This is a genomic window from Nostoc sp., assembly GCF_036917755.1.
Taxonomy (GTDB): domain Bacteria; phylum Cyanobacteriota; class Cyanobacteriia; order Cyanobacteriales; family Nostocaceae; genus Nostoc.
The window spans coordinates 65,405-91,315 of the sequence record NZ_JBALFC010000121.1 but is presented as its reverse complement, the minus strand read 5'-3'; the positions used below and the strand labels follow the sequence as shown (position 1 = coordinate 91,315).

The 25,911-nt window shown below is 42.4% G+C and carries 25 protein-coding genes, 1 tRNA gene and 3 pseudogenes; 14 read left to right on the top strand and 15 right to left on the bottom strand.

Annotated features, from left to right (window positions below; all coding sequences use genetic code 11):
- A pseudogene (locus V7L05_RS27105) lies at positions 1-152 on the bottom strand (photosystem II q(b) protein); the annotation flags it as partial.
- A 313-nt stretch (positions 153-465) separates the two neighbouring features.
- Here V7L05_RS27105 and V7L05_RS27100 point away from each other — a divergent pair.
- A complete protein-coding gene (locus V7L05_RS27100; RefSeq protein WP_335168750.1) occupies positions 466-828 on the top strand; it encodes a VOC family protein in 363 nt (120 codons plus the stop codon).
- 349 nt (positions 829-1,177) lie between these two features.
- On the opposite strand, the gene V7L05_RS27095 is transcribed toward V7L05_RS27100, so the two are convergent.
- From V7L05_RS27095 to psbZ, 5 genes are all read right to left on the bottom strand, one after another.
- Complete coding sequence (locus V7L05_RS27095; protein WP_335168749.1) at positions 1,178-2,443, bottom strand: glutamate-5-semialdehyde dehydrogenase; 1,266 nt, start codon at positions 2,441-2,443, stop codon at positions 1,178-1,180.
- A gap of 4 nt (positions 2,444-2,447) precedes the next feature.
- Positions 2,448-2,855 (bottom strand): hypothetical protein, encoded by a 408-nt coding sequence (locus tag V7L05_RS27090; protein WP_041565838.1) that lies wholly within the window; start codon positions 2,853-2,855, stop codon positions 2,448-2,450.
- Positions 2,856-3,065: 210 nt separating this feature from the next.
- Positions 3,066-3,137: transfer RNA gene (locus tag V7L05_RS27085), tRNA-Gly, on the bottom strand.
- 170 nt (positions 3,138-3,307) lie between these two features.
- Positions 3,308-3,886 carry a 6,7-dimethyl-8-ribityllumazine synthase gene (gene ribH, locus V7L05_RS27080; RefSeq protein WP_334761822.1) on the bottom strand — a complete coding sequence of 193 codons (579 nt, stop codon included), beginning with the start codon at positions 3,884-3,886 and terminating at the stop codon, positions 3,308-3,310.
- 190 nt (positions 3,887-4,076) lie between these two features.
- A complete protein-coding gene (gene psbZ / locus V7L05_RS27075; protein WP_300415693.1) occupies positions 4,077-4,265 on the bottom strand; it encodes a photosystem II reaction center protein PsbZ in 189 nt (62 codons plus the stop codon).
- Between the two features lie 591 nt (positions 4,266-4,856).
- Here psbZ and V7L05_RS27070 point away from each other — a divergent pair.
- From V7L05_RS27070 to V7L05_RS27030, 9 genes and pseudogenes are all read left to right on the top strand, one after another.
- A complete protein-coding gene (locus V7L05_RS27070; RefSeq protein ID WP_335168745.1) occupies positions 4,857-5,144 on the top strand; it encodes a Mo-dependent nitrogenase C-terminal domain-containing protein in 288 nt (95 codons plus the stop codon).
- Positions 5,145-5,340: 196 nt separating this feature from the next.
- Positions 5,341-5,745 (top strand): annotated as a pseudogene (locus V7L05_RS27065) (response regulator transcription factor); the annotation flags it as partial.
- Positions 5,746-5,875: 130 nt separating this feature from the next.
- Positions 5,876-6,844, top strand: coding sequence for an arsenosugar biosynthesis arsenite methyltransferase ArsM (gene arsM / locus V7L05_RS27060; RefSeq protein WP_335168743.1), 969 nt, complete (start codon positions 5,876-5,878; stop codon positions 6,842-6,844).
- A gap of 71 nt (positions 6,845-6,915) precedes the next feature.
- On the top strand, positions 6,916-7,884 hold the full coding sequence (locus tag V7L05_RS27055; RefSeq protein ID WP_335168741.1) for an inorganic phosphate transporter: 969 nt from the start codon (positions 6,916-6,918) through the stop codon (positions 7,882-7,884).
- Between the two features lie 135 nt (positions 7,885-8,019).
- A complete protein-coding gene (gene arsS / locus V7L05_RS27050) occupies positions 8,020-9,033 on the top strand; it encodes an arsenosugar biosynthesis radical SAM (seleno)protein ArsS (RefSeq protein ID WP_335168739.1) in 1,014 nt (337 codons plus the stop codon).
- 550 nt (positions 9,034-9,583) lie between these two features.
- A complete protein-coding gene (locus V7L05_RS27045; RefSeq protein WP_335168737.1) occupies positions 9,584-9,760 on the top strand; it encodes a hypothetical protein in 177 nt (58 codons plus the stop codon).
- Between the two features lie 42 nt (positions 9,761-9,802).
- The gene (locus tag V7L05_RS27040) at positions 9,803-10,810 is read left to right on the top strand and encodes a zinc-dependent alcohol dehydrogenase family protein (RefSeq protein ID WP_335168735.1); all 1,008 of its coding nucleotides are present in this window, start codon (positions 9,803-9,805) and stop codon (positions 10,808-10,810) included.
- 9 nt (positions 10,811-10,819) lie between these two features.
- Positions 10,820-13,066: a pentapeptide repeat-containing protein gene (locus V7L05_RS27035; protein WP_335168734.1), complete on the top strand. Its 2,247-nt coding sequence runs from the start codon at positions 10,820-10,822 to the stop codon at positions 13,064-13,066.
- 426 nt (positions 13,067-13,492) lie between these two features.
- A complete protein-coding gene (locus V7L05_RS27030; protein WP_335168732.1) occupies positions 13,493-14,374 on the top strand; it encodes a carbohydrate ABC transporter permease in 882 nt (293 codons plus the stop codon).
- Positions 14,375-14,388: 14 nt separating this feature from the next.
- Here V7L05_RS27030 and V7L05_RS27025 read toward each other — a convergent pair.
- A pseudogene (locus tag V7L05_RS27025) lies at positions 14,389-14,499 on the bottom strand (thermonuclease family protein); the annotation flags it as partial.
- A 243-nt stretch (positions 14,500-14,742) separates the two neighbouring features.
- Positions 14,743-15,309, bottom strand: a complete 567-nt coding sequence (locus tag V7L05_RS27020) for a thermonuclease family protein (protein ID WP_335168731.1) — start codon at positions 15,307-15,309, stop codon at positions 14,743-14,745.
- A 176-nt stretch (positions 15,310-15,485) separates the two neighbouring features.
- Here V7L05_RS27020 and V7L05_RS27015 point away from each other — a divergent pair, with 176 nt between their 5' ends.
- Positions 15,486-15,833: a winged helix-turn-helix transcriptional regulator gene (locus V7L05_RS27015; protein ID WP_335168730.1), complete on the top strand. Its 348-nt coding sequence runs from the start codon at positions 15,486-15,488 to the stop codon at positions 15,831-15,833.
- Positions 15,834-16,155: 322 nt separating this feature from the next.
- Here V7L05_RS27015 and V7L05_RS27010 read toward each other — a convergent pair whose 3' ends face one another.
- From V7L05_RS27010 to V7L05_RS27000, 3 genes are read right to left on the bottom strand one after another with little or no spacing between them, the layout of a single operon-like run.
- Positions 16,156-16,551 carry a salt stress protein, Slr1339 family gene (locus V7L05_RS27010; protein ID WP_335168729.1) on the bottom strand — a complete coding sequence of 132 codons (396 nt, stop codon included), beginning with the start codon at positions 16,549-16,551 and terminating at the stop codon, positions 16,156-16,158.
- 27 nt (positions 16,552-16,578) lie between these two features.
- On the bottom strand, positions 16,579-17,184 hold the full coding sequence (locus tag V7L05_RS27005; RefSeq protein ID WP_334950009.1) for a vWA domain-containing protein: 606 nt from the start codon (positions 17,182-17,184) through the stop codon (positions 16,579-16,581).
- Between the two features lie 58 nt (positions 17,185-17,242).
- Positions 17,243-17,848 (bottom strand): vWA domain-containing protein, encoded by a 606-nt coding sequence (locus V7L05_RS27000; RefSeq protein WP_334950010.1) that lies wholly within the window; start codon positions 17,846-17,848, stop codon positions 17,243-17,245.
- A 347-nt stretch (positions 17,849-18,195) separates the two neighbouring features.
- Here V7L05_RS27000 and V7L05_RS26995 point away from each other — a divergent pair, with 347 nt between their 5' ends.
- Positions 18,196-20,964, top strand: coding sequence for a PAS domain S-box protein (locus V7L05_RS26995; RefSeq protein WP_335168727.1), 2,769 nt, complete (start codon positions 18,196-18,198; stop codon positions 20,962-20,964).
- Between the two features lie 4 nt (positions 20,965-20,968).
- Here V7L05_RS26995 and obgE read toward each other — a convergent pair whose 3' ends face one another.
- Positions 20,969-21,997: a GTPase ObgE gene (obgE, locus tag V7L05_RS26990; RefSeq protein ID WP_335168726.1), complete on the bottom strand. Its 1,029-nt coding sequence runs from the start codon at positions 21,995-21,997 to the stop codon at positions 20,969-20,971.
- Between the two features lie 74 nt (positions 21,998-22,071).
- Positions 22,072-22,749 carry a Mo-dependent nitrogenase C-terminal domain-containing protein gene (locus tag V7L05_RS26985; protein ID WP_335168724.1) on the bottom strand — a complete coding sequence of 226 codons (678 nt, stop codon included), beginning with the start codon at positions 22,747-22,749 and terminating at the stop codon, positions 22,072-22,074.
- A 241-nt stretch (positions 22,750-22,990) separates the two neighbouring features.
- Here V7L05_RS26985 and V7L05_RS26980 point away from each other — a divergent pair, with 241 nt between their 5' ends.
- Together V7L05_RS26980 and V7L05_RS26975 are read left to right on the top strand one after the other, a co-directional pair.
- Complete coding sequence (locus V7L05_RS26980) at positions 22,991-23,263, top strand: hypothetical protein (protein WP_335168722.1); 273 nt, start codon at positions 22,991-22,993, stop codon at positions 23,261-23,263.
- Positions 23,264-23,394: 131 nt separating this feature from the next.
- Entirely contained in the window at positions 23,395-24,495 is a 1,101-nt protein-coding gene (locus V7L05_RS26975) for a glutamate-cysteine ligase family protein (protein ID WP_335168720.1), read from the top strand.
- Positions 24,496-24,566: 71 nt separating this feature from the next.
- Here V7L05_RS26975 and V7L05_RS26970 read toward each other — a convergent pair whose 3' ends face one another.
- The gene (locus V7L05_RS26970) at positions 24,567-25,640 is read right to left on the bottom strand and encodes an Mrp/NBP35 family ATP-binding protein (RefSeq protein WP_335168717.1); all 1,074 of its coding nucleotides are present in this window, start codon (positions 25,638-25,640) and stop codon (positions 24,567-24,569) included.
- A 65-nt stretch (positions 25,641-25,705) separates the two neighbouring features.
- On the bottom strand, positions 25,706-25,909 hold the full coding sequence (locus V7L05_RS26965; protein ID WP_335168716.1) for a DUF4058 family protein: 204 nt from the start codon (positions 25,907-25,909) through the stop codon (positions 25,706-25,708).
- Between the last annotated feature and the right edge of the window lie 2 nt (positions 25,910-25,911).

Below are 25,911 nucleotides of genomic sequence, written 5' to 3'. Positions count from 1 at the left end.
GCGATTACGAAGCAGGCGGTGGCGGCTAGCAGGGTGGGAATCATGACTACGCCGAACCAACCGATGTAGATGCGGTTGTTGGTGCTGGTGATCCATTCGCAGAATCGATCCCATACGTTGGCGCTTTCGCGACGTTGTAAGGTTGTTGTCATTGTTTTATGATTGCGGTTAGTTATTTAAGAATCAGGCGGTTTTGTTTTTGCCTGTGAAAGTACTTTACACTGCTTTACAATTTTTAATCAAGTTTTATTACTTCAGTAAAGCTGATACAAATTATTAGTTTTACTTATTAAAGAGTCATGCTTTAGTGTTTGCGGGTGTTCCAAATACATAAAACACCAAATTTAGATATATTTGCTCTGGTGTTAGCGCTGAAAAGATAAAATAGAAAGGAACATTGTTCTTATCGACTCTGAATAGAGAGTTGAGATGAATTACTACCGAAATTAGGAGGGGAGGTGTGACATGACAATTACTCTAAATCAGACCATAGTGCCCGGACATGACAAGGAAGCATCGGCGAGGTTCTTTGCAAAAATTTTTGGTTTAGAGGTTGAGGTTCCCGTTGGCTACTTCGCTGCTGTACATATAAATGATGCACTGACGCTCGACTTCGCCGACGCTGAAGCCTTCGAGCAGCATCATTATGCCTTCCATGTCAGTGACGAGGAATTTGATGCAATTTTTGCACGCGTCAAAGAGGCGGGCATTGAATACAGTAGCGACCCCATGCATCAAAATAAAGGACAAATTAACCACCGGAATGAAGGTCGTGGCTTCTATTTCTATGACCCAAATGGTCATAACCTAGAACTGTTGACCAAATAATTACTAATTCGTAATTCGTAATTAAAGGACAGAGCAAGTAACTAGGACTAGGGCGTGTTTTCAAACTCGTTGTATCCTAGAAAAAAGGCGATCGCTGTATAGTCATGATCAACCGAGGAGACTTAAGTAACGAACATTGGGAGAGGTTAACCTATCACAACCAGTCTGCAATGTAGACAGGTCCAGTTTCAATACTTCCATCGGGCATGATGGTATTCCAGAAAAAAAAAGTACCAATGTCGCTATATCTGTCTTGACGATTCATGAATTGCCCCTACAGTGTGTAATTTTGCGTAAGTCCTAATAGTTTTACTTCAGAATTCATAATCCTGTATAAATTACGAATTATTTAAAATCTGCCATTCCCCTGAACAATGTGCTTAACGGTAGTCAATGTTTCCAGGCTGATAAATCCCCGACGATGACCTTTTTGGTTAGACATACCGAGAAACACTGAATCTCCCCGCGAGGGGTTGCGGGAAAAACGCGGGGAAGTGTTGATGTAGGTAGAAGCACTGTTAACTCCCAAGGCAAACTGCCGACTTTCCTGGTAAGATTCAGTCACGATAGAATCGGCATGACCACTGCTGTATTCATTAATCCAGGCAATCGCAGCCTCTAAGCTATCCACCAGTTTAAAAGCTACTGTCCTAGTTAAATAAGGGTTTCCCCATTCGCCTTCCTTCACCAGCTGCAACTGGGGAAAGGCTTTTACTAGTTCTGCATCCCCTTTAATTTCAAAGCCTTTTTCCATCAAGCTGTTCCACAGAACAGCTATTGATGATGGCAAGGCTTGGCGATGAATGAGTACCTTTTCAATGGCATTAACTTGATCTGGTTCACTCTGATGGCTATCAAGAATCATCCATCGCACCATTTCTAAGCTGCTATTGGGCGACCAGTAGAGATAACAGTTACCCATCGCTGACTTTAAAACTGGGCAAGTTGACTGTCGTACTACCTGCTGTACTAAGCTGGAACGTCCGTAGGGGATCACTAAATTTACGTACTCGTCTTGGGTGACTAAATCCCGAATTGAAGCACCATGTTCTGCTGTGATCAGTTCTACACACCCTGGAGCTAGTCCAACTTCTGCGATCGCATTTTGCAGTACCTCAGCGATGGCCGCGTTGGAATGGCTAGCTACAGTACTACCTTTGAGAATTATACAATTGCCAGTTTTGATACAAAAACCCGCTGCGATCGCTCCTAAATCGGGAAACGCTTCATAAATAAATCCAATCACTCCCAAGGGCATTAATTGGGTGTAACTTTGGGAATCTTCCAGTTGATAATCAGCAGTTCTGACGCGCCGCAGCGGATCTGATAATTCCCCCAACCGTTGTAAGATGTCTACTGTCATCTCTAGCCTTGTGGGAGTCAGCTTCAGCCAGTCCAAAATCAACTCTGGCACTGCCATTTCCCGACTGGCTTCTAAATCCAAGGTGTTGGCTTCTAGAATGTCGTCAAATGAGCGATCAAGGGCTTGTGCCATCGCCAATACTGCACGACTCCGGTCTGCTCCCTTTGTGCTACCCAACTTTAGGGAAGCTTGATAGGCTCGTTGGGCACTAGTAATCGGTTCGGGGTGGTCATCCAAAACTTCAACAGTCATTGAGTTAACGTCTGTAGGTAAGCCAGACCATTAGTGCTGGTAGGATAGCCAACAGCACCGCCACCATTGCCCAAGCAATAATGCTGGAACCATTTGCTAATCGCAGTGCTAATGGCAGCCATATAATCACTAGCACGAAAATAATGCCCAGCGCTATAGGCAGATAGCTTTCTCCCAAGCGGGGATGGACAACATGCCAACTATTTCCCATCCAACGCCAAGCCCGTTTGTAGGGATAGGTGGTAGAAAGCTGTTCTAGGACATGACCATTATCTTCTACGACAAAGATTTGCTGACAGCGATCGCAACCAAATGCTTCTGTCAGCGTAATCGGAATTAACTGACCCCGACGACGACAGGGACAGGGGTATTCAGCATTGAAATCGATTTTTTCGGGTTTTTGAGATTGCACAAGCGTTCTAATAACTTGAGCGTGTTTTACATGAACTGCGAGAATATAATCCTTTGGTAAATGCCTGATCAGGCTTCTCTCTTTATTTTCCTCGATCTGTCCACATTGGGAGCGGCTCACAGGAGTGTAGCGCAAATCGACCAAGACTTCAACGCACCTTAAAAATACTAAACCCCTTGGAATTTTCAAGTCCAAGAGGTTTTAGTTGGAAGCGGGTAACGCGATTCGAACGCGCGACATTCACCTTGGCAAGGTGACGCTCTACCACTGAGCTATACCCGCAATTGATAACCATATCTTAATATCTCAGATTTATTTGTAATTGTCAACCCCTTAATTTAGTCATTGGTCATTAGTCATTAGTGAATAACAAAGGACAAAGCGCAAAGTTTTGAGCGCTGGAAACCGGCGCTCAAAACTTTGTAAGAGAGGACAAATGACTAATGACGAATCTAGCTCAGTTCTTCCGACTCCGCAGTTAAATTGCCGACGCTGGCACTTTGAAAAGAGGCCGGCAAAGACTGGCTATTACGAGAATATGGCTCTGCCAGGTTAGAACGCAGTTGCCGCATCAGGCTTGCCATTTCTAGGGCATTCATGGCGTAATCCCAGCCATGATTACCTTTGATGCCTGCCCGTTCTAAGGCTTGCTGCATAGTATCTACTGTCAAAATGCCAAAGATTACTGGTACCCCAGTTTGAAAGCTAGCGGCGGCAATGCCTTTAGAAACTTCTGAGGATACATAATCAAAATGGGGTGTTTGCCCTCGAATGACTGCACCTAGACAAATTACCGCATCATAACGATGGGAAAGAGCTAGTTGACGAGCTACTAGAGGTACCTCAAAACTTCCTGGAACCCAAACATAGTCCACCTGATTACCGTGGGGGTTAGGGTCTACACCGTGGCGTTTCAAGCAATCTTGACATCCCTCTAGCAGCTTTCCGGTAACAAGGTCATTGAATCGACCAATCACCACTGCAAACCGCAAAGGCTCCGTTTGGGTAAAAGTTCCCTCGAAAACTGCCATGACTGCCTCTTAATCAAATATAGTTCTGACCAATATACATTTCTTATTTAAATGTAGAAGAGCAGGAAAGCACGGTCATAAAAAAGGAAATCAGAAAAAAATTTCTCCTTTTTTACTTTGGTCTTTGACCTTGGCTTTTCTGCCCCTCTAGTTCTTATATTATGTGCCTGCGCCAGAGCCAAGCCGTCGCCTACACGACAAAAAAGTTTAACAAACCAACTAAAAATACCAAACCAATCCAGACGCCGGAACCAACCCAGAGTAGTTTTTTAGATTCAACCCAATTTTGGGGAGTCGCGTAAGCAACGGGAACCCCAACAACCAGGACAAAAGATAATAGAACTAGACCGATCAGAGCAAATTGGAATATTATAGTCATTTTTGCTTCTCCCAATACAGCGAAACAGTGATATATCCTAGAGTGACATACTCCTACACTGACTGCAAGCAGTACAGTGTAGGCTTGTCAGTGACTCCCGGTATCCCGTCGGACAAAAACTCTCGCTTTGCTTATACTGCAAGAGATGCCCCTTTGCACAGTTGAACAAGTACAAAATGTTCAAAACGGCAGTTGCGATACTTGGGGAGACTTCAAGTTCGTTTTTCGTGCAAGCTGGCGTTCGCCCTGGGCTTAATGTGGATTGTGTCTTACGGTAATACTGCGGCACTGCAATACTTTGCCCATCAGCAGTAGTTAAAAACTTTTCTAGTCCGACATCTATCTCAGTAGCAGACTGGAACCCCTACGAAAATGCAGTTTGGCACAAAAGATATGTTCGCCTTGACAAATCATCGGGAACTGTAGCACTTGAATGTGTAGTTAACAGTGTGCCTAAAAACTCTTCTATCTCTGTAGAGAACCAAATAATTAGCAATTACTGCATAAAACTATAGAACCGAAGCGTATGTATTTATAGAAGTTCAAATAGAACAAACTGAATCTAGTTAGAAATTATTAAGGTGAACAATTATGACAAGCTTTACTCAAGTCCGCTTACACAATGATCTACTGCACCCAGTCCGCGAGTGGTTGGAAACGATGGAAATTCATAACTCCAAATTTGCTCATTTCCTGTGCAAAGCTATTCCTGCTCAGTGTCCCTTTGAGCGAGATATCACGCTGTTTGGTCGGAAGCTATTTCACATTCCTCCGATGTGTAAATTAAATCCCCTATACGAAGAAGTGGTTGGTTTGCGTTTTAAAGCGCTTTGTTATCTTGCCGATGAATGCGGTGAAGATGTCACAGCCTATTGCTAAAGCGCCAGTTGGATGGTTCTTTGATCAAGCAGCGATCGCGCTAATTGCATACTTACGGTTGTTACTTACTCAGGTTTATACTAAGCTAACGTATACCTAATTAGATGTTTGGCTATTCAGTAGCTGGCACCTCAAAGACAGTGTTTCCAGACCGTATTGTTACTTACCGTACCCTGCTGAAATCATTAACATCATCATGACGCACATCTTACTGGTTGAAGATGAAGTCAAACTGGCACGATTTGTCGAATTGGAATTGAATTATCAAGGCTATCAAGTCAGTATTGCCTACGATGGATTAACTGCACTCACCGCAGCGCGTGAGTTACATCTAGATTTAGTAATTTTAGACTGGATGTTACCAGGTTTGTCGGGGTTGGAAATTTGCCGCCGCCTGCGAAGTATTGGTGATAAAGTGCCGATAATCTTATTAACCGTCAAAGATGAAGTAAGCGATCGCATTGCAGGTTTAGACGCTGGTGCTGATGATTACCTCGTTAAACCTTTCAGCGTTGATGAATTATTAGCCAGAGTCGGCGCTCACCTGCGAAGAAGCCAGCAAGCAGATGGTGCAGATGCTTTAGAATTTGAAGACCTGAGTTGAAATCGTCAAATTTTTCTGTTTTATGAAGATTTGGCGTTTTTGGCAATCTCAGCAAAAACTTATCCAACTCAGAGTTTTAATGATACTAGGATGCACAAAACTATGATCATCTAAAATCTAAAATGGCATGACCTATCTAGAAACAGCAGCGCAATTCTACCGTGAAGTTGCCCAAACCCCGCAAGTTGGACTTTGTTGTGTGCAAAGTACACCCCTGCAATTACCAGGATTGAAAATTCCTTTGCTAATGCAGGAAATGAACTATGGTTGTGGCACCACTGTTCACCCCACCGAACTAGGAAAGCAACCGACTGTGCTGTATGTCGGTGTTGGTGGCGGCTTAGAAGCGTTGCAATTCGCTTATTTTTCTCGCCGTGCAAGTGCTGTAATTGCCGTTGAACCAGTTGCAGCCATGCGGGAAGCAGCCGCACGTAATCTGGAAATTGCTGCTCAAGAAAACCCGTGGTTTGACACCAGTTTTGTAGAAATCCGTGAAGGCGATGCTTTTAACTTACCCGTTGCTGATGCTAGCGTCGATATCGTGGCGCAAAATTGTCTTTTCAACATCTTTGAACCAGAAGATTTAACCCGGGCTTTAAAAGAAGCCTATCGGGTATTAAAACCCGGCGGACGCTTGCAGATGAGCGACCCAATTGCCACTAGTCAAATTCCAGCACATCTCCAACAAGATGAACGACTGAGAGCCATGTGTTTATCAGGCGCACTCACATATCAAGAGTATACTGAACGGATTACCAATGCTGGCTTTGGTCAAGTTGAAATTCGCGCCCGTCGTCCTTATCGTCTCCTAGATTCCCAGACTTATAATTTAGAAGAACACCTACTTTTAGAAAGTCTGGATTCTGTCTCTTTTAAAGTTGCTATTCCAGAAGATGGTGCTTGCATTTTCACGGGTAAAACAGCAATTTATGCTGGTTTGGAACCCTTCTTTGACGATTCAGCAGGTCATCTACTTCAGCGAGGTATTCCCGCAGCAGTGTGTGATAAGACTGCTGCTAAACTTGCTGCTATCAAGCCAGCAGAAATAATTGTTACCAATTCAACCTGGCACTATAGCGGTGGTGGTTGCTGTTAATTTCTTAATTCTGGATTCTGGATTCTTACTTCTGGATTCTGAATTCTGAATACTTCTTCAAAAACCCCAAAATGTTGTTAATTAGTCTATTTATTGCTACGCTTTTTTTAGCATACTCCAATGGTGCAAATGACAACTTTAAAGGTGTAGCAACGCTGTTTGGTAGCCGAACAAGCAGCTATGAAACAGTAATTTTGTGGGCAACTTTTACAACTTTTGCTGGTGCAGTAACTGCGACTTTTTTGGCAAGTACACTAATTAAAAACTTCTCTGGACAAGGATTAGTGCCTGATGCGATCGCTAACACCCCACACTTTCATATGGCAGTAGCGATCGCAGCTGGTTTAACTGTGCTTATAGCCAGCCTCGTGGGGTTTCCCATTTCCACAACTCACAGTTTAACAGGTGCTATTGTTGGCGCTGGATTAGTTGCGATCGGACTCAAAGTTAATTTTGCAGCTTTGGGAACTTCCTTTATTTTGCCTCTATTATTCAGTCCAATCATTGCTATTTTCTTGGGAGCAGGAATTTACAGCTTATCTAGCTATATCAATTCAAAATGGTATCTACCAGTCAATGAAAAAATGATTGATACTTGCCATTTTATCAGCGCGGGAATTGTCAGTTTTGTGAGAGGATTAAATGACACTCCTAAGATTGTTTCACTAATTTTGATTATTGAGTATTTCTCGATTCAGGGAGGAATGATTACGATAGCGATCGCAATGGCACTTGGCGGTTTACTCAACTCCCAAAGAGTTGCTGTCACCATGAGTACAAAAATTACCTCAATGAATCATACTCAAGGCTTATCAGCAAATATAGTAACTGGAGTTATGGTCATTGCAGCTAGTTGGTTTGGGCTTCCAATTTCCACTACTTATGTTTCAGTTGCTTCTATTTTTGGAGTAGGATTAATTGGTAAAAAAGTCAATATGCGTGTTTTTTCTCAGATACTACTATCGTGGATTTTAACTTTACCAACTGCTGCAATTATTAGTGGAATAACCTACAGATTATTGCAAGGTTATAAAATTTGAATATAGCAATCCTAAATCAGTTATGGACGAAAAGATCCCCGACTTCTTGAAGAAGTCGGGGATCTGAGCCTGTCGGTGTTTACAAATCAAATAGGATTACTATATATTTGTACCATCTTTAAGGAGTAGTAACTAATGCAAACTCAATCAATAATTACACTAGATACAGCAGTCAAACCGTTTAACCACAAACTCAGTTCACCTTTGACAAAAAAAGGAATTACTGTTTTACAAATTAATCTAGGTAAGCGTTGTAACCTTGCTTGTACACACTGTCATGTCGAAGCTAGTCCAAAACGTACAGAAGAACTTTCTCCTGAAATTTGTGAACAATTGATTTCGCTAATTCACAGATTCCCCGAAATTCAAATTGTAGATTTGACTGGTGGCGCACCAGAAATGAATTATGGATTTAAGCCACTGGTAGAAGCAGCAAGAGCAACCAATAAACAAGTGATTGTCCGATCTAATTTGACCATTTATTTTGAAGATGGATTTGCTGATTTACCAGAATACTTTGCTAAACACCAAGTAAGAATTGTCGCTTCCCTACCCTGCTACCTAGCAGATAATGTTGATAAAATGCGCGGTGCTGGTGTTTTTGATAGTTCAGTCAAAGCTTTGCAGTGGCTTAACGAACTTGGCTATGGTAAAGAGCCAAATTTAACTTTGGACTTGGTATTTAATCCCCAGTTACCCACGGGTGAAAAATTTTCTTTAGCCCCCGAACAGACCAACCTAGAACGAGATTACAAAATGTTCTTGCAAGAACATTTTGATATTGTGTTTAACAATCTATTCACCATTACCAACCTACCAGTTGGTAGAACCAAAATGCATTTAGAACGGAGAAAACTGCATACCAGCTATTTACAGTTTTTAGAGTCGCATTTTAATCCCAGCACAGTTGAACATTTAATGTGTCGCGATCAACTTTCAATTGACTATCTGGGCAATGTATATGATTGTGACTTTAACCAAATGATGAATTTGCCTGCAAAAAATTGCAATTGCGAAACTTTGACAGTTAGCAAACTGTTAGAAGCTGGCAGTTTAGACCTGATTAGTGAGATACAAACTGCTGCTTATTGCTATGGTTGTACTGCTGGGTGTGGTTCTAGTTGTGGTGGTGCTTTGCTTGAAAGTTAGCTAAAGGAGTGAAGTTAGAAGCGGTCAGATTTTGAACTCATCCTTCAGACTGGCTTGTTTCCACTAAACCTGCACATTCAAAGCTGGTCAAGCGATTGGGAATTTTTGACTGACCGGATTTATATGTGAAAGTGCGATCGCTAAAAAAAGTCTGTTACCAAAATTGTTACGAGTGCGTTGTTGTTGGGCAGTTATTTTATCATGATATTTAGTTAAGCTCCTCACACCAGACTGAAAGCCGTGAAACATTATGTTTCACGGTTTTTTCCTTTTTCAAAATTGGTCTAGGGGGCGTAGACAGGGAGAGGTTCGCATCTTTCTACCTCTTCTAAAGAATTATCGCTCCATTCAAAAACAAATCTCACCCTTATTCAATTTTTCCTGAAGTTTTTTTCTCACTGCATCGGTAAATTTTAGATCAGATGCCAGACTTTCTAAGCGAATATAGCTTTTACGTTGTCTAAGGTTTATCAGCTTATCGATAGTCGTTTTATTTACACGTGTACCCTTAAAAGCTATAACTAGTAATGCTTTATCAGCCTTATTAATATTGATAGCAGTCGGTGGTGATGCTGATGTTGAGTCTGGTGTCGGTGTAGGCGTTGGTGTAGGCGTTGATATAGCGTTAGCGCGATGTCTACGATCGCCACTGAGCTTTGTCGAAGTGCGGGCTACGCCTACGCAGTTTTCCCTAAAACATAGCTTTATATCTACCCTCTTGCGCTAAAGTTGCAAATGAACGTGCATCTAAAGCCAGGAGGAAAGAGTTGTGAAAGCAGTCTTAATGACAGCAGCTGGCAGTCCCGAAGTTTTGCAAGAACAGGAAGTGCCAAACCCTGCTGTTCCTGTAGGTAATACTGAACTTTTAGTGCGTTTGGTGGCGGCTGGCATTAATCCCATTGACACTAAACTTCGTAGCCGAGGTACTTTCTACCCCGATCGCTTGCCAACAATTTTAGGATGTGATGGCGCCGGTATTGTCGAAGCGGTAGGTGCTGGTGTCCAGCGTTTTCGCCCAGGTGATCAGGTATATTTTTGCTATGGTGGGTTTGGCGCACACCAAGGAAATTATGCTGAATATACCGTTGTGGATGAGCGGTTTGTGGCACGTAAACCCGCGTCAATCTCCTTTGCCGAAGCAGCAGCAGCGCCTTTGGTGTTAATCACCGCCTGGGAAGCTTTATATGAACGGGGACGATTGGAACCTGGAGAACGGGTTTTGATTCATGCGGGTGCTGGTGGTGTCGGTCATGTAGCAATTCAATTGGCGAAACTCAAAGGTGCTACTGTTTCCACCACAGTCAGTTCTGAGGAAAAAGCTAATTTCGTCAAACAACTCGGTGCAGACCATGTAATTTTTTACAAACAAACAGACTTTGTGCAAGCGATATTAAATTGGACTGGTGGCGAAGGCGTAGACTTGGCTTTTGACACCATAGGCGGCGAAACCTTTTACAAAAGCTTCCCCGCAGTGCGAGTATATGGCGATATTGTGACGATTCTCGAACCAGATGCCAATACTGTTTGGAAAACTGCTAGAGTACGTAATCTCCGCATTGGTTTTGAATTAATGCTGACACCAGCGTTGCTAGGATTAGAAGAGAGCCTCCAGCATCATGCAGAAATTCTCGAACAATGTGCCACCTGGATCGATGAAGGCAAGTTAAAAATTCACGTTAATCACAAGTTTCCCTTGAAAGAAGCGGCTAAAGCCCACCAATTAATTGAAAGCGGGACTGTGACAGGTAAAATTGTTCTGCTGATTAGCAACGAATGATCGAACAATTTGCATAAATTATTTTTTAAACGCATAGGCACGCAGAAGTTATACAGAGGGGTTTCTCTGCGCTCCTCTGCGCTTCCCTTTGCGTTCCTTTGCGTTTTTTTAATTCTTCTCCTCTTCCTCCCTGCTTGGGCAGCACAGGCACAACCAGAACGCACACCCTTAACTCTAGAATTATTAGAAGAACGACTACACACACCGATACTCCGCGAAGGCAATTTGACCGTAGATTTGCAGAAGATGGTGATTGATTTGCGCCCAGAAAACGCCAGCTTTCGTGATGCTTTTTACCAACTGCTGCGAAAAGAACTAGGTACAAAACCTCTGGGTTTAGACCTCAGCTATGCTTTGATTCTGGGGGATTTTGTGGGCAGCGATTTGAGTTTAAGAACACCCTTGTACGCTCAAGCCATTCCTCCCATTTTCACCACCACTGAACAAGAAGAACTAGAACGTTTGCGCTTCATTTGCTTGCAGTCACTCACGATGTCTACGATGGGCTACGCCTACGCTTTACCCAACTCCAAAGATTGTCGATCGCTATTGGGAACACAGTCAACCCCATCCAGTGAAATCGCCGTCTTTCGTGGTGCATTGATACTGGTGCAAACTCGCTTCAATGGGGAAGTGAAGTTCCCCAATACATTCTTTCTTCAGTCTGTGGATGCCCAAGGTGCAACTTTTCTCCAACGCACTAACTGGACTGAAACCAGATTCGGTCGTTCCGTTAGTTTCACCAGTGCTAACTTCCGCCAACAAAGCAATTTTCAGGGCAGTATTTTTTTTGAAAAAGCTAATTTTAAACAAACCAAATTTCAGGAACTCGCTGATTTTCAAGGTAGCATCTTTGAAAAAACTACCAACTTCAAGCAAGCAACTTTTAAGCAGTTGGCTAAATTCAATAGTGTGCAGTGGCAAGAAAATGCTGATTTTTCTGATGTGCGCTTTGTCAATCAAGTACAGTTTACTAAAGCGAATTTTAATCAGTTCCTCCTTTTTAGAGAAGTGACTTTTGAGCAAGCTGTGAGCTTCCGGGAAGCGGAGTTTAACCAATTCGTAAATCTGCAAGGTGCGAACATTCTTAACCAAGCAGATTTTAGCGATGCGATATTTGCTCCAGAGGCTTGTTTAAGCGTACCTGATTTAACATTTAACTCCAACCAAGCAAAAATTTTAGGTAATCCCGGTCAGATTGGTAAGATGTTCTGCATCCCAACATTACAAGGTAATCAAAACATCTTGCGGAATTTGGGGCAAAATTTTCGTCAGCAACAGCAAGTTGCCGATGCTAATGAACTGGAATACACAAAACAACGACTACGATTAATAGAGTTTGGGCATCGTCTGACGGCTACAAATATTAATAGTGCAACTGTTGCAAGTTTGATTAACCTGGGTTTTTCTGCACCTCAAGCCAAAACGATCGCCCAGCGTCGTCTAATAAAACCATTTCGCAACACCAGTGAGTTACTCACCTTAGCAGACATCGATTTAGAAAAATATACTCAATTGAGCGATCGCTTAATTGTAGGTGAACCACTTTCTATCGGTGAATGGTTACTGCAAGCTTGGAGTTGGTTGGCATTAAGTGTATTGCTGTTGTTGAGTGGCTATGGTACGAATTTTTGGTTAGTATTTGGCGTGGGAGGATTAGCGATCGCTTATTTCGGTTTACTATTTTGGCTAGTGGATCGCTATCGTCGGCTGCATCCCGTACCAATTATTCCCACATCTTACGAAACCATTTCGATATTAGTCAGTTTTAGCGTTTTAGAATTCTTCAGCTTACTAGCGATCTTTCGCAATGCTCAACAACCTTGGCTGACATTGGGGTGTATTTTCATAATTATTGTCCCCATCCCGATGGCTTTATTGATCCGACTTTACCAACAAGGACGTTATCACGATTTAATGGACGTTTCTTACTTCACAGAAGACGGCACCTTTCGCCAGTTACGATTATTGATTGGACGTTTACCAGTGATACCAAGGAATCAGACATTTCGGGAACGATATATGCCCTTGTTGGGCGATCGCCGTTGGAACTGGCTCAACTACTATGATTTTAGCCTCAACAATCTAGTTAAATTAGGATTTAATGACATTCGCCTGCGAGATGAACATTTACCAGGTATCATCTCTGCACTTGCTTGGTATCAATGGAGTTTGGGTGTAATTTACATCACGTTAGTTTTGTGGACACTTTCCCGCACAATTCCAGGATTAAATTTACTGATATATCTAAAGTAATTTTCTTGTAGATAAACCTTTGCTTCACTTGTAGATATCTAGCGTCAGTTTTTGCAACAAAACCACCAATCGTCCGGTGCAGGTGTTTATTATGCTGCATATCTTAATAACAGTACATATGTATGTATAAAAATAGTCTAATACTTTAGCATCTTCAACCAATTATTGCTACTCTTAAAACAGTAAATTATGATTTATTCACAGATTTCTGTCTTCAGCCTAAACTTCATCTATGCTTATTGAATTTAGTATCGGCAACTACAGATCGTTTAAAGAGCAAGTCACCTTTAGTATGGTGGCAGCTAACCTTGTCGCATATATTCAAGGTAGATATGGCGCAATTCCATATATCGGAAATTTGAATCATCTAATCGACTCTCATGGCTAAAAGAAAGGTAAACTCTCGCGGATATTCACAGAGAATAGATGCCAAAAATATATACTAAGTCGTGGTTGGATAATGATACAGTAGCTGCTTGGATTTTTCTCACACCAGCACTAATTTTACTGGGCATTTTTATCATTTGGCCGATCGCCTATTTGTTTTACCTCAGCTTCACTGCTGGTAGTTTCACATTAAAAGGTACTTATTGGATAGGCTTAAAAAACTATTGGCGCTTGCTACTCAACCCCGACTTCTGGCAAGTTCTGGGTAACACCTTTTATTTTAGTGTTGCTACGATCATTCCCAGTTTAGTTATCTCCTTGGGATTGGCAGTGCTATTAAACCGCTCCATTCCCTTGCGGGGCATTCTGCGAAGTGCCTATTTTCTCCCATCAATTATCTCACTTGTGGCAGCCGGTTTGGGATTTCGCTGGCTGTTTCAAACATCAGGGCCAGTTAACGGACTTTTAGATTTTTTTGGCATTCCAGCCATACCTTGGCTAGGAGACACATTTTGGGCAATGCCAGTAATTATTTTAATGAGTATTTGGAAACAACTGGGTTTCAATATGGTGGTTTTTTTAGCAGGGTTGCAAGCAATTCCTCCCAGTCGTTATGAAGCAGCAGATTTGGATGGAGCAAATGCTTGGCAACAATTTTGGTATATTACTCTGCCTGGATTGCGCTCGACTGTGATCTTTGCAATCATCACTACCGCGATTTTTACATTGCGGAGTTTTGAGCAAGTTTATGTGATGACGGGCGGTGGCCCTCTGAATTCGACTAATTTGCTAGTTTATTACATTTACCAAGAGGCTTTTGCTCAGTTTGATTTTGGTTATGCAGCAGCAGCAGCGACGGTGTTATTAGCTGTGACACTGGTACTAGTTTATTTGCAACTGCAAACTTGGGGAGAGGAGTAGAGGTTTTCAAGTTTCTACTTCTTATATAAGCTGCGATATTCCCAAAGATTCACAAATTTAGCATCACTCCAAACACCAAGCCGTTGTTCCTTCGCCTCAGCTTCGGCTTGTTGAACTAAGTCTTTTTCCTCGTTCCCATACTCCGTGTGGGAATGCATTCATTGAGTCAGAGACTCAATATTTAACTGGAGGCAGAGCCTCTAATCAGGCATTCCCAGTCTCCGACTGGGAACGAGATACGAGATAAATGACGAAAGTTACCCTCTACATTCGACTTGTGTGTACACCGTAGGCAAGCGGGGAGGGGAGACAAATCATAGCTTTGGCTCTTTGGGGTTCTTGTTTGTGATTTATGCAAGAGGTCTTTTCTACTTCTTATATAAACTGCGATATTCCCAAGGATTCACAAATTTAGTATCACTCCAAACACCAAGCCGTTGTTCCTTCGCTTCAGCTTCGGCTTGTTGAACTAAGTCTTTACTAGGACACTTATTTAAATAGGGACGATAGACTTTTGCTAAACCTTCTTGTAACAATACCTGTTGCACAAAAGTGCCATTTTTTAAACGGACTTCGGCAATTTTGCGTCCATAGCGATCGCTATCAGTGATATTCAAAGTCACGCGATCGCCTCCTTGTTGGACTAGTTCTTGCACCCGTTCTCGTGCTTTCACGCCCCAAGTAAATTGATTGCGATCGCTAATGCGTTTACTCTGCTTTTCTTTGTTAGTATGAGCTATTTCTGGCGCATCAACACAAGCAAAACGCACGCTAAAATTTTTGCCGTTGGTATCTTTGACTACTAAAGTATCACCATCACTCACTCGCTCAACCGCGTCTCCAGAAGTACCGACAAAGCGATCGCAGCTTATCAAGCCCAAAATTATGATAGTTGCACAAAGCCAAAATCGCCCTGGTTTAGTTAATTTCTCCATCCAAACTCACCAAATTACCTCTGTGAGATGATGCTAGCAAAATGAAAAGATATTTTTGTTAAAAGTAAACCATTTTTAAGTAATTGAGGTTTTTCAGGATTCCGAAAACAAGCAATAATTAGATAACTAACGGTACTACCCAGCAAACTTGAGTCAGGTCTTCCTACAAAAAAACTATGAAAGCTGAAGCAGAAAACTATCGCAGGCTGACTTGTGAAGTAGAAACTACCCTAAAGGTGATTGGCGGACGCTGGAAAGTTTTGATTATTAGAGAATTAATGACTGGCGTCAAACGGTTTGGTGAATTGCAGCGCGCTTTACCTGGAGTTACGCAAAAGATGCTGACTCAGCAACTCAGAGAAATGGAGGAAGACGGCATTATTCATCGAGAAGTTTATCCCCAAATTCCACCCAAGGTAGAATATTCACTAACGCCTTTAGGAGAAACATTGCAACCAATTCTCTATGCTATGCATGAATGGGGTGTTCAACATTTCGCTCAAACAAATCACCATCAATATTGAGCATATAGCAGTCTGCTTTGATTTTTGTTCGCGCAGCGTGGCGTAGCCATAATTATTTGCGTAGACAGGGAGTAGGGAGTGGGGAGTGGGGAAGAAGCCTTTTCGGGGTGTACTGATTTTTTCCAAAAATCAAATACGAGTCCTATATTTGATTGCAAACACCGAGAGGCTAAGATCCCCGACTTCTTAAAGAAGTCGGGGATCTTTTTGTTCGTAACTCATTTAGGATTGCTAGAAGCAATAAATAATAATTGCTAACTTAAAATTTTAGCTAGCAGATTTCTCCGAATTACGAATTACGAATTACGAATTACGAATTATTTTATTCATTGCTTCTTAAATATTCAATTGCCGCCTCTAATTTTGAGGAGTAACTTTCAGCAAACCTTTCAAACCAAAGTCCTTCAGACGAAAGTGGATCTACTTTGGCTAACCATTCTTTGGCCTGCACTTTCAAAGCCTCTAATTGTTTGGCTTTGAGTTGTTCTTGTCGAATCCTTTCCTGTTCTAGTCCTTGCTGTCTTTTTAACTCAATAGCAGCATCCTGTTCTGCAAAATCAGCCTGAACTTCTGCCAAAAGGTTATCCATAAAAGATGCTGACTTTGGCGATGGTGGGATAAAGGATTTGGCTGTGGCTGATTTTGACTGCTGCTGTTCTGGTTGTACTTCTTTGTATTCAGTTTGGAGTTGAGCTAATAGCTTATCAATGGAATCCATTTTTGCAATTCCTAATAAATGGTATAGCTAGTCATTAATGGCATTGAGTAGCACTTCCGATAGACTCAAATCTTCCATATCTTCCATAGTAATTGTGTCACAGATATCAAACTTAGCACCAGCACTTTGGAGTTCATCGTCTAAGACTTTGAGAAAACGGGTAGCTTGCGGATCTGTACCAACTTGAATGAAGGAAATAGCTAGTTCTTCATCTCGATCTATACGGCGAGAAGCTTCAATAATTACCTTCATTACTGCTTTGCGATCGTCCGGTTCACCATCAGTAACCACTAAAATTGTTTCACCATTTGGCTTTGTTTGCCCGGCTGCTTTGCGTTGAAGGTAATCATCAGTTGCGTGTTTTAACACACCTGCTAAGTCAGTTGTACCAGAGGGATCATTTTCTCGAAAAATTTGCCCTACTATACTGGATGTCACATTTTCGTATCGCTTAAATTTACCAGAAAATACATAAATAGTGATGCCATCGGGGTCAAATTGCTCACACTTACTAGCTAAAGCCAAAGTAGATTCCTGGGCTGCAACCCATCTACTTCTACCACCCTTTTGATCTTGGGTGGCCATGCTGCCGCTTTTGTCGATAATCAAGGTATAGTCACGATTTTCTAGCATTATTCAATTCTCCAGTTATTAATAGTAAAGAGTTACTGGACTATGGGTGATCAACACATTAGTCAGTTATGGCGTTGCTTAATACATCTACAAGGCTCATTTCTTCTAAGTCGTCTAAAGTAACCGTATCGCAAATATCAAATTTAGCGCCAACACTTTGTAACTGGTCATCCAAAGCTTTGAGGAACTTAGTTGCTTGGGCATCTGAACCTACTTGAATGATCGAAATTCCTAATTCTTCATCACGTTCCATCTGGCGAGTCGCATGAATGATGACTTCAAACACAGCTTTGCGATCGTCTGGTTCACCATCGGTAATCACTAAAATTGTCTCACCGTTTGGCTTCGCTTTACCGGCTGCTTTGCGTTGAAAGTAGTTATTGAGTGCATCCTGAAGTACACCTGCTAAATTTGTTGTCCCAGCAGGGTCATTTTCGAGAAATATCTGTGCGACTTTGGCTGAGGTGACATCATCGTAGCGTTTAAATCTACCGGCAAACACGTAAACTGTAATGCCATCGGGGTCAAACTGTTCGGCCTTTCTTGCCAAAGCGAGAGTAGACTCTTGGGCTATCTCCCATCTACTTTTACCACCCACTTGATCGGGTGTGGACATACTACCGCTTTTGTCAATGATTAATGTATAGTCGCGATCGCTCATCATAATATTCCTCTGATTGTTACCCTGTGGTTCTAGTCTAATCTACGGATTTGACGATACCGCAGGCATTTTAAGGTTTTGTATCAATTAGGCTACTCAAAAAAGCCGCACCACAGTTGATGAATGCGACACCGAACAGCCTGCCGCAGGCATCGCTAATGCGTCTTCGTTCCCGCAGAGAACAAAGTCTTCCTAGTCTCCAATCCCCAATCCCCTGGAAAGACCAAAAGTTAGAGATTGGTTTGGTTGTTGCATCCGTATTTAGTTTGGGAATAATAAATACTACTCATGTTGATACACACGGCGCTAAATAAAAGCTGTTTAGCTCAATTTTAGAGAGAAATTCGGGTATGAACCATCCTAGATTCTTAGATAACCCTGCGCCAAAACAAAACACGCAGCAGCAAAACTTCTCCCCGCCGTTTCTGCATCAGATGATCAATGGCATCTCTGACCCAATTTTTGTCAAAGACCGTCAACATCGCTGGGTCTTAATTAACGATAGCTATTGTGATTTCGTCGGTCATAGCCGAGAAGAATTAATTGGCAAGTCAGACGATGATTTTTTTCCTCAAGCAGAAGCTGATGTGTTCCGGCAAAAAGATGAACTGGTTTTCAGCGCAAATATTACCAATGAGAACCAGGATCTTTTTACCGATGCTCAGGGTATAACCCATCTCATCTCTACAAAAAAGTCTTGCTTTCAGGATGAGACTGGGAATAAATTTTTGGTGGGTAGTATTCGAGACATCATTTTACAGAATGAAGCCGGGAAAGTTCTGGGTGTGACTGACAAAGTTACTGATCTTACAGAACTCATGCCAAAGAGCGAGGCACTTCGGGAAATCCTCGAAGAACTGCCCCAACAAAAGGAAAAATTAGCGATCGCTCCTGAAATGGCTGAATGCGACATTAGCGATCGGCAAGCCGCATTACGGCTACGCCAGCAAGCAGAGTCAGACCTACACCGCATTAATGCTTTACTGCAAGCTCAACAAGAAGCTGCGATCGACGGAATTCTGATTATTGATGAAAATCGCGCAATTGTATCATTTAATCAGAAATTCTCCCAGTTATGGCAAATTCCTGCGGCACTGCTCGAAACACGCGACGATCGCCAACTCCTGGGATGGGTACTAGACAAACTAGTAAATCCAGACGAATTTCTAGCTAAGGTCGAGTATCTTTATCAGCATCCAGGGGAAAGCAGCCGTGATGAAATTTTCCTAAAATCTGGAAAGATTTTTGACCGCTATTCTGCACCCGTGCGTAAACAGCAAGGGGCTTGTGGTGACATACCACCTTTAGGAGAGTATTACGGTAGGATTTGGTATTATCGTGACATTACCGAATATAAGCAAGCAGAGGCAGAACTTAGAGCTTCACAGCAAAGATTGACGTTGCTGATTGAACAAACACCTTTAGCCATTATTGAATGGAATACCAACTTTGAGATTCAGACATGGAATCGGGCAGCAGAAAAAATCTTTGGATACACCAAAGAGGAAATGCTGGAGAATCCTTTTGAAATTATAATTCCTGAGAAGGCCAGAAAACACGTAAATGAGATTGTCACCGCCCTGTTAACGCAACAAGGAGGAAATTTGAGTATCAACGAGAACGTCACTAAAGATGGCAGGAGGATAGTCTGTGAGTGGTATAACAACCCGTTAGTGGCTCCTGATGGACAGGTGATTGGCGTTGCCTCAATGGTGTCAGACATCACAGAACGCAAACGATCTGAAGAGGAACAGCAAAAATTTGTAGCCTTGATTGAAAACAGCAGCGATTTTATTGGCATTGCTTCAATGGAAGGGCAAATTCTCCATGTGAACCCTGCTGGACTCAAGATGGTGGGACTTAGTAGTCTGGAAGCAGCCAAAACCAAATTCTTGGTTGATTTTCATTCACCAGAAGCTTTTGCAGAGTTGATAGAGCAAATTATTCCTTTGATGTCTCAACATGGTTTCTGGCAAGGTGAGTTTCGCCATAGACATTTTCAAACGGGCATAGAAATTCCCACTGATTGCAGCCTGTTTATGGTTAAACATCCTGAAACAGGAGAGCCTTTCTGTCAGGTAGCTGTTGTTAGGGACATCACAGAACGTAAACAAGCCAAGGAAGCCCTACTAAAGTCGGAAGCGCAACTACGACAACAAGCTCAAGAACTCAAAGAAGCACTCCGCGAACTTCAACGCACCCAGACTCACTTAATTCAAAGTGAAAAGATGTCTAGCTTGGGTCAACTAGTTGCAGGAGTGGCACACGAAATCAACAACCCGGTGAATTTTATCTATGGCAACCTCAGCCCTGCCAAGGAATACACCCAAGATTTACTTTCACTTTTGCAACTCTACCAAAGTCATTATCCCCAAGCTGTTCCAGAAATTGAGGATTTTGCAGAACTAATCGAACTGGAATTTATGAAGTCTGACTTGCCACAAACAATCAACTCAATGAAAGTTGGGGCAGACCGGATTCGGGAGATTGTGCTTTCCTTGCGAACTTTTTCGCGCTTGGATGAAGCCGAAATGAAAGCTGTTGATATCCATCAGGGAATCGACAGCACTCTAATGATTTTGCAAAGCCGCTTCAAAGCTAATGACCAGCGCCCGACAATTGAAATAATCAAAGAATACGGCAAACTCCCGCTAGTTCAATGTTACGCTGGGCAGCTAAACCAAGTATTCATGAATATTTTGTCAAATGCGATCGATGCTTTAGAAGAGGGAGTGGGGAGTGGGGAGTGGGGAGTGGGGAGTGGGGATGAGGGAGACAAGGGGAATAACCAATGCCCAATGCCCCATGCCCAATGCCCCATGCCCAATTCTCAATGCCCAATTTCGACAATTCGCATTTGCACTCAACTACAAGAGCCAAATCAGGTAACAATTAGGATTGCCGACAATGGATTGGGAATACCAGAAGATGTTATAAAACAACTATTTGACCCCTTCTTTACCACCAAACCCATCGGCAAAGGTACGGGGATGGGACTTGCCATCAGCTACCAGATCATTACAGAAAGACATGGCGGTTCTTTAGAATGTATTTCGCAGCCGGGACAAGGCGCTGAGTTTGTGATTAACATTCCCCTGATTCAGAATACGTCAACATAATTCGTCAGCTAAATACCTCCACTTCTTCAGGAACCTTCATTTGGTCGAGAATTCCCCAAATTTCCTGTAACATCGGCTCTAACCCAGTGCGGGTAACTGCTGAAATCACAAAAACTGGAGCATAGGAGAGATGATTAAGTTGGGTCGCTAACGCCTCCAAATCGACAGTTTCTCGATCAACTGCATCAATTTTATTCAGCGCCAATATTTGCGGACGTTCTGCTAAACCCTGTCCATAAGCTTGTAATTCTTGCTTAATTATGTTATAATCTCTAACTACATCATCACTGGTGGCATCAATCAAGTGAAGTAGCACTCGCGTGCGCTCGATATGGCGCAAGAAATCATGTCCCAGCCCTGCTCCGTGGGCTGCTCCCTCAATTAGTCCGGGAATGTCGGCGAAAACAGTACCATCGCCAGTAGGTTTCCGCACTACACCTAAATTTGGGATGAGGGTAGTGAAGGGGTAGTCTGCAATTTTTGGACGTGCAGCTGATAAAGATGAAATTAGAGTGGATTTACCCGCATTTGGTAAGCCAATAATCCCCACTTCTGCCAAAAGTTTTAACTCTAGGCGCAGCTGTTTTATTTCTCCTGGTAATCCTGGGAGGGCGTATTCTGGGGCGCGGTTACGGTTACTCAAGAAATGCTGATTTCCCAGTCCGCCTTTACCACCTTGGGCAATCCGCAAAGTCTGCTTAGGCTCAGTTAAATCTCCTAACAATTCGCCAGTTCCAGCATCATAAATGGTCGTACCGCAGGGAACTTCGATGATCAAATCCTTTCCTCCGGCTCCAGTGCAGTTACTTGGCCCGCCACGAGTACCTTTTTCTGCCTGAAAGCGATGGTTGTATCTGAAGTCCAACAAGGTTTGCAGATTTTCATCGGCAACGAAAATTACTGAACCGCCTCGTCCTCCATTACCACCAGAGGGGCCACCAGTCGGCACGTACTTCTCTCGCCGGAAGGCGACAATGCCATCGCCGCCCTTACCGGCTTCAACTTCAATTTCTGCTTGGTCGATAAATTGCATACTTAATAATAGTGAGAAGTGAGGAGTTAGGAATTAGGAGTTAAAAATTATAACTTCTCACTATATCACTTTAACTAAATATATGGTGAAACATCTTCACCGCATTTATCTGCCAGATAGGAGAGGGCGCGGAAACGTAAGCCCACCAGTTGCTCATACAACGGGTTAACTTTACACATCGGCGGGATGTGGACAATCTTGCGTCCAAATAGGGTGACATCCCGCTCAAAGGGACACTGGGAGGGAATCATTTTACACAAAAAGCGGGCTACTCTGGGGTCTTGGATATCTAGCCCATCGAGCCAGTCACGCAGGGGGTGTAGGGCATTAATTTGACGCTTTGTAAGTCCAGGGCTGGGGATAGTCGGGGTAATTTGCTGTGGGCGTTCTAGGGTGTGGCGCAGGGCTTGGAGTAAATTCTCCGGCTGTTCCAAGATTTGGCAGAACTGTTGCAGAACCTGATCTTCACTGGGAGAATAAGTACCATCTGCGATCGCTACCATCACTGCTGTCCTTAAAAAATTTTCTGCTGCTGGCGTACCTTTACCCAACACTGCGGCTAATTCCTCTGGGGTAATTACCTCTAGTGAGTCCCATTTAATCCCAAGAGCTAATTCATCTTTGGTAATGCTGGCAATTAATTCCTGTTCTTGAGCATCAAAATTACCATCTGCCCAAGCAATGGTGAGCAGTCCACGCAACCAAGCGGCAATCTGTTCGCTGCTGTAGGGGGATTGAACGGTACTTGTCATAAAACTCACGTCTCAAGCTTTCCTCAGTCATTACTAAGCTATCCTACCCAGTGACTATGAAGAGTGGGACAGTAGAGAAAAATCAAGAAAGTGCGTAGGCATCGACCCATAGAGACATAAACCAGAGAACTTTTCAAATCCCAACAGTCGGTCTTGGGGTAAAATCCATTTGAGAGTAATTTTGAGAATCTTTTCTACTTAAATGGAAAAGGAAGATTTAATTTGGGTTGTGGAGATATTTATGAATAAAACTAAAGTTAACCTCGGCATTATTCAAGAAACGCTACTAATTCCCCTCTGGGCTAGAGCTTGTGAGCTTCAGGCAGCAGATCCAATTATAGTAGATCCTAAATCATCTAAGATTATTGCAGCAATTGATTATGAATTTGATAAATTCACTACTGCAAAATCTTCTCAGATAGGCTGTTGTTTACATTTACCGGATGTTATGGTTCTGCGGCGACAGTTTTTTGAGGAAACCGAACGCCGCCACTTAATCGCGGCTTCTGCTTGAACCTCCCAGCTAAATATCGCCGATGTTTCTCTCTAATGAATCGTTTACTGATGTTACTTCCTCCTCTGTGGGATTCGTATCACTTGGCATTAGTTAGATTAGGTTAACTCTCAGCAATAAAGGTATACATAATGTTTTTCTTTGGCATTGAGCATGAAGTTGCTTTCCTCAACAAAGAAGGAAAGTTTGCTGATTTTTCCCACACAAAATTTGCTGATTTTAATCAAATTATTGAAAGGCTACCTACATACCCCAGTGACTATCCTCAACTACGTGTTGGTGATGCGGGTATTAAGATGAAGAGATGGTACATTGAGGGATTTGAAAGATTTGCAAATTCCGATAAGGTGATAGACTGTCATGTTAAAGGTATTGAAATTAGAACAACTATACATTCTGATATTCAAGGCGCTATTACTGAATTATCAGAAAGTTTTCACTTGCTACGTGAGGTTGCTGCTAACTTTGGTTTATCACCAGTTTTGGTCAGTTTTAATCCCTACAATCCGGTTTTTGAGCCTCAGCCCCCATTAAACGATTATGAAATCAAACAGCTAGAGGCTTATCCTGACGAACAAACTGCTAATATTCACATGGTGACATACGGCCCAGATTTGAATATTTCATTGGCAGATTTGTCTACTGAAGATGTGATTGATGTTGGCAGAAAGTTAACCTATTACAGTCCCTATATCGTCCCTTTTAGTTATAGTTCCCCTTTTTATAATGGAGGTTTATGGGATGGCTTATCAGTACGAACGTTTATCAGAACCGGAAAAAGACCAGCAGCCTTGGTTTTTATTCAGGAACAGGAACAACTGATTAATAGCACACCTTCCTTAACAAAAATCGCCCGCATTCCGGCGGAAGTGGGACGCATTGAATTTAAGGCTTGTGATAGTTGTGATGATTTTTTCATCTATGCGGCTTTGCTGACATTATTGAAAGGTTTAGTGTTAGATGAAACGTTGCTGGGTAGAGCAACTGTACCCGATGCATCGTTACATCAAGTTTCTGCAAAAGAAGGGTTTGACAATGAGGATATTTTTAGTAATGCGACAAAAGTCTTGCAAGCAGCCGAAGTTGCCTTGGGAGATGACCCAGATGTTCATTATTTAATGCCGTTAAAAGTCCTGCTGGCGAAGCGAAAAACAAGATCCCATGAATTAATAGAAACCTTCCATCGCCTAAGTTCAATAGAAGAGGTAATAAGGCAGACTTATCAAGTTTAGAGGATGTTTTATAAGTTATGAGAGCGCAAATTTTATCGTAAATTAATTACGAATTACGAATTACGAATTATTTAGTCAGGTTCTCTGCAATTGCTAAAAGTTGCGTTAAGTGCAGTGGCAATTTGTACAAAAACCTTACTTGCAGGCGAAGTGCGATGCCTACGGCGGGCTACGCCTACGCTGATTGCAATCGGATTTCCAGTATCACCACCGCTACAAATATCGGGATCAATGGGAATTTGCCCCAGCAGTGGCGCTTGTAATTCTGCTGCGAGTTGTTCGCCGCCGCCACTGCCAAAAATTGGCGTGCGTGCGCCACAATCACCACAAATTAAATAGCTCATATTTTCAACGATGCCAAGGACGGGAACACCCACTTGGCGAAACATATATATGTTGCGTCGTACATCTGCGATCGCTATTTGCTGAGGAGTTGTCACTAGAATAACTCCGCAAACTGGGCTTTCTTGGATAATTGTGATTTGAGCATCACCTGTACCGGGAGGTAAATCTATTAATAAATAATCCAATTCGCCCCATTCCACATCTTGCAAAAATTGAGTGATAATTTTATGCAGCACAGGTCCACGCCATGCCAAAGGACGATTTTCTTCTACCAGTAAACCAACTGACATCAGTTTAATTCCCTGAACTTCTAGAGGTAAAAATTTATCACCTGTAGGAGTATGAATTACTTGAATATCAGCTTGCCCTAAACCCAACATTTGCGGCACATTAGGGCCATAAATATCAGCATCTAATAGCCCAACTTTTGCACCTTGTAATCTTAAAGCTGCGGCTATATTCACGGCTGTTGTTGATTTGCCCACGCCACCTTTACCACTAGAAACTGCTAGGGTAATTTTGACACCAGGAATTGTGCAAAGTTGAATGTAAGTTTTTTTGCACCAAGTTAGAAATGATAATTTAGATTGAATCTCTGTCTGTAATTGCTGCTGATGGGAACCGATATATAAACGCAAGTAAACATAGTCATCAACTATGCGTAGATTTCGCACCATTCCCAAACTAACGATATCCTTTTTTAAGGTAGGTTCGATAACCTGTTTCAGGAGTTGGACGACTTCTTGATGACGCGGATCATTAACTTCTGAGTGCTGAAAGGGGGATTGGTGGTCAGACATGGTTAGGAGAAACTTAGTTATCAGAAATTTGCCAATTGCAGCATAATCAAAGCGATCGCTCTCATTTAAATCACTGCTACATCAGCAATTCCCACAAGTAAGATATCATCTACACTAGTGTAAACTCGCTCTTCTATGGAAACTCGGTATTTAGGCGCAATTTGAGGAGTTAGATCATCAGCGATCGCTACAATCAAACGATTGTGAACTTGATGCCAAAGTTCCGACTGTTCCAAATACGGGTTCATTCCAGGAAATGGATTTCCCATTG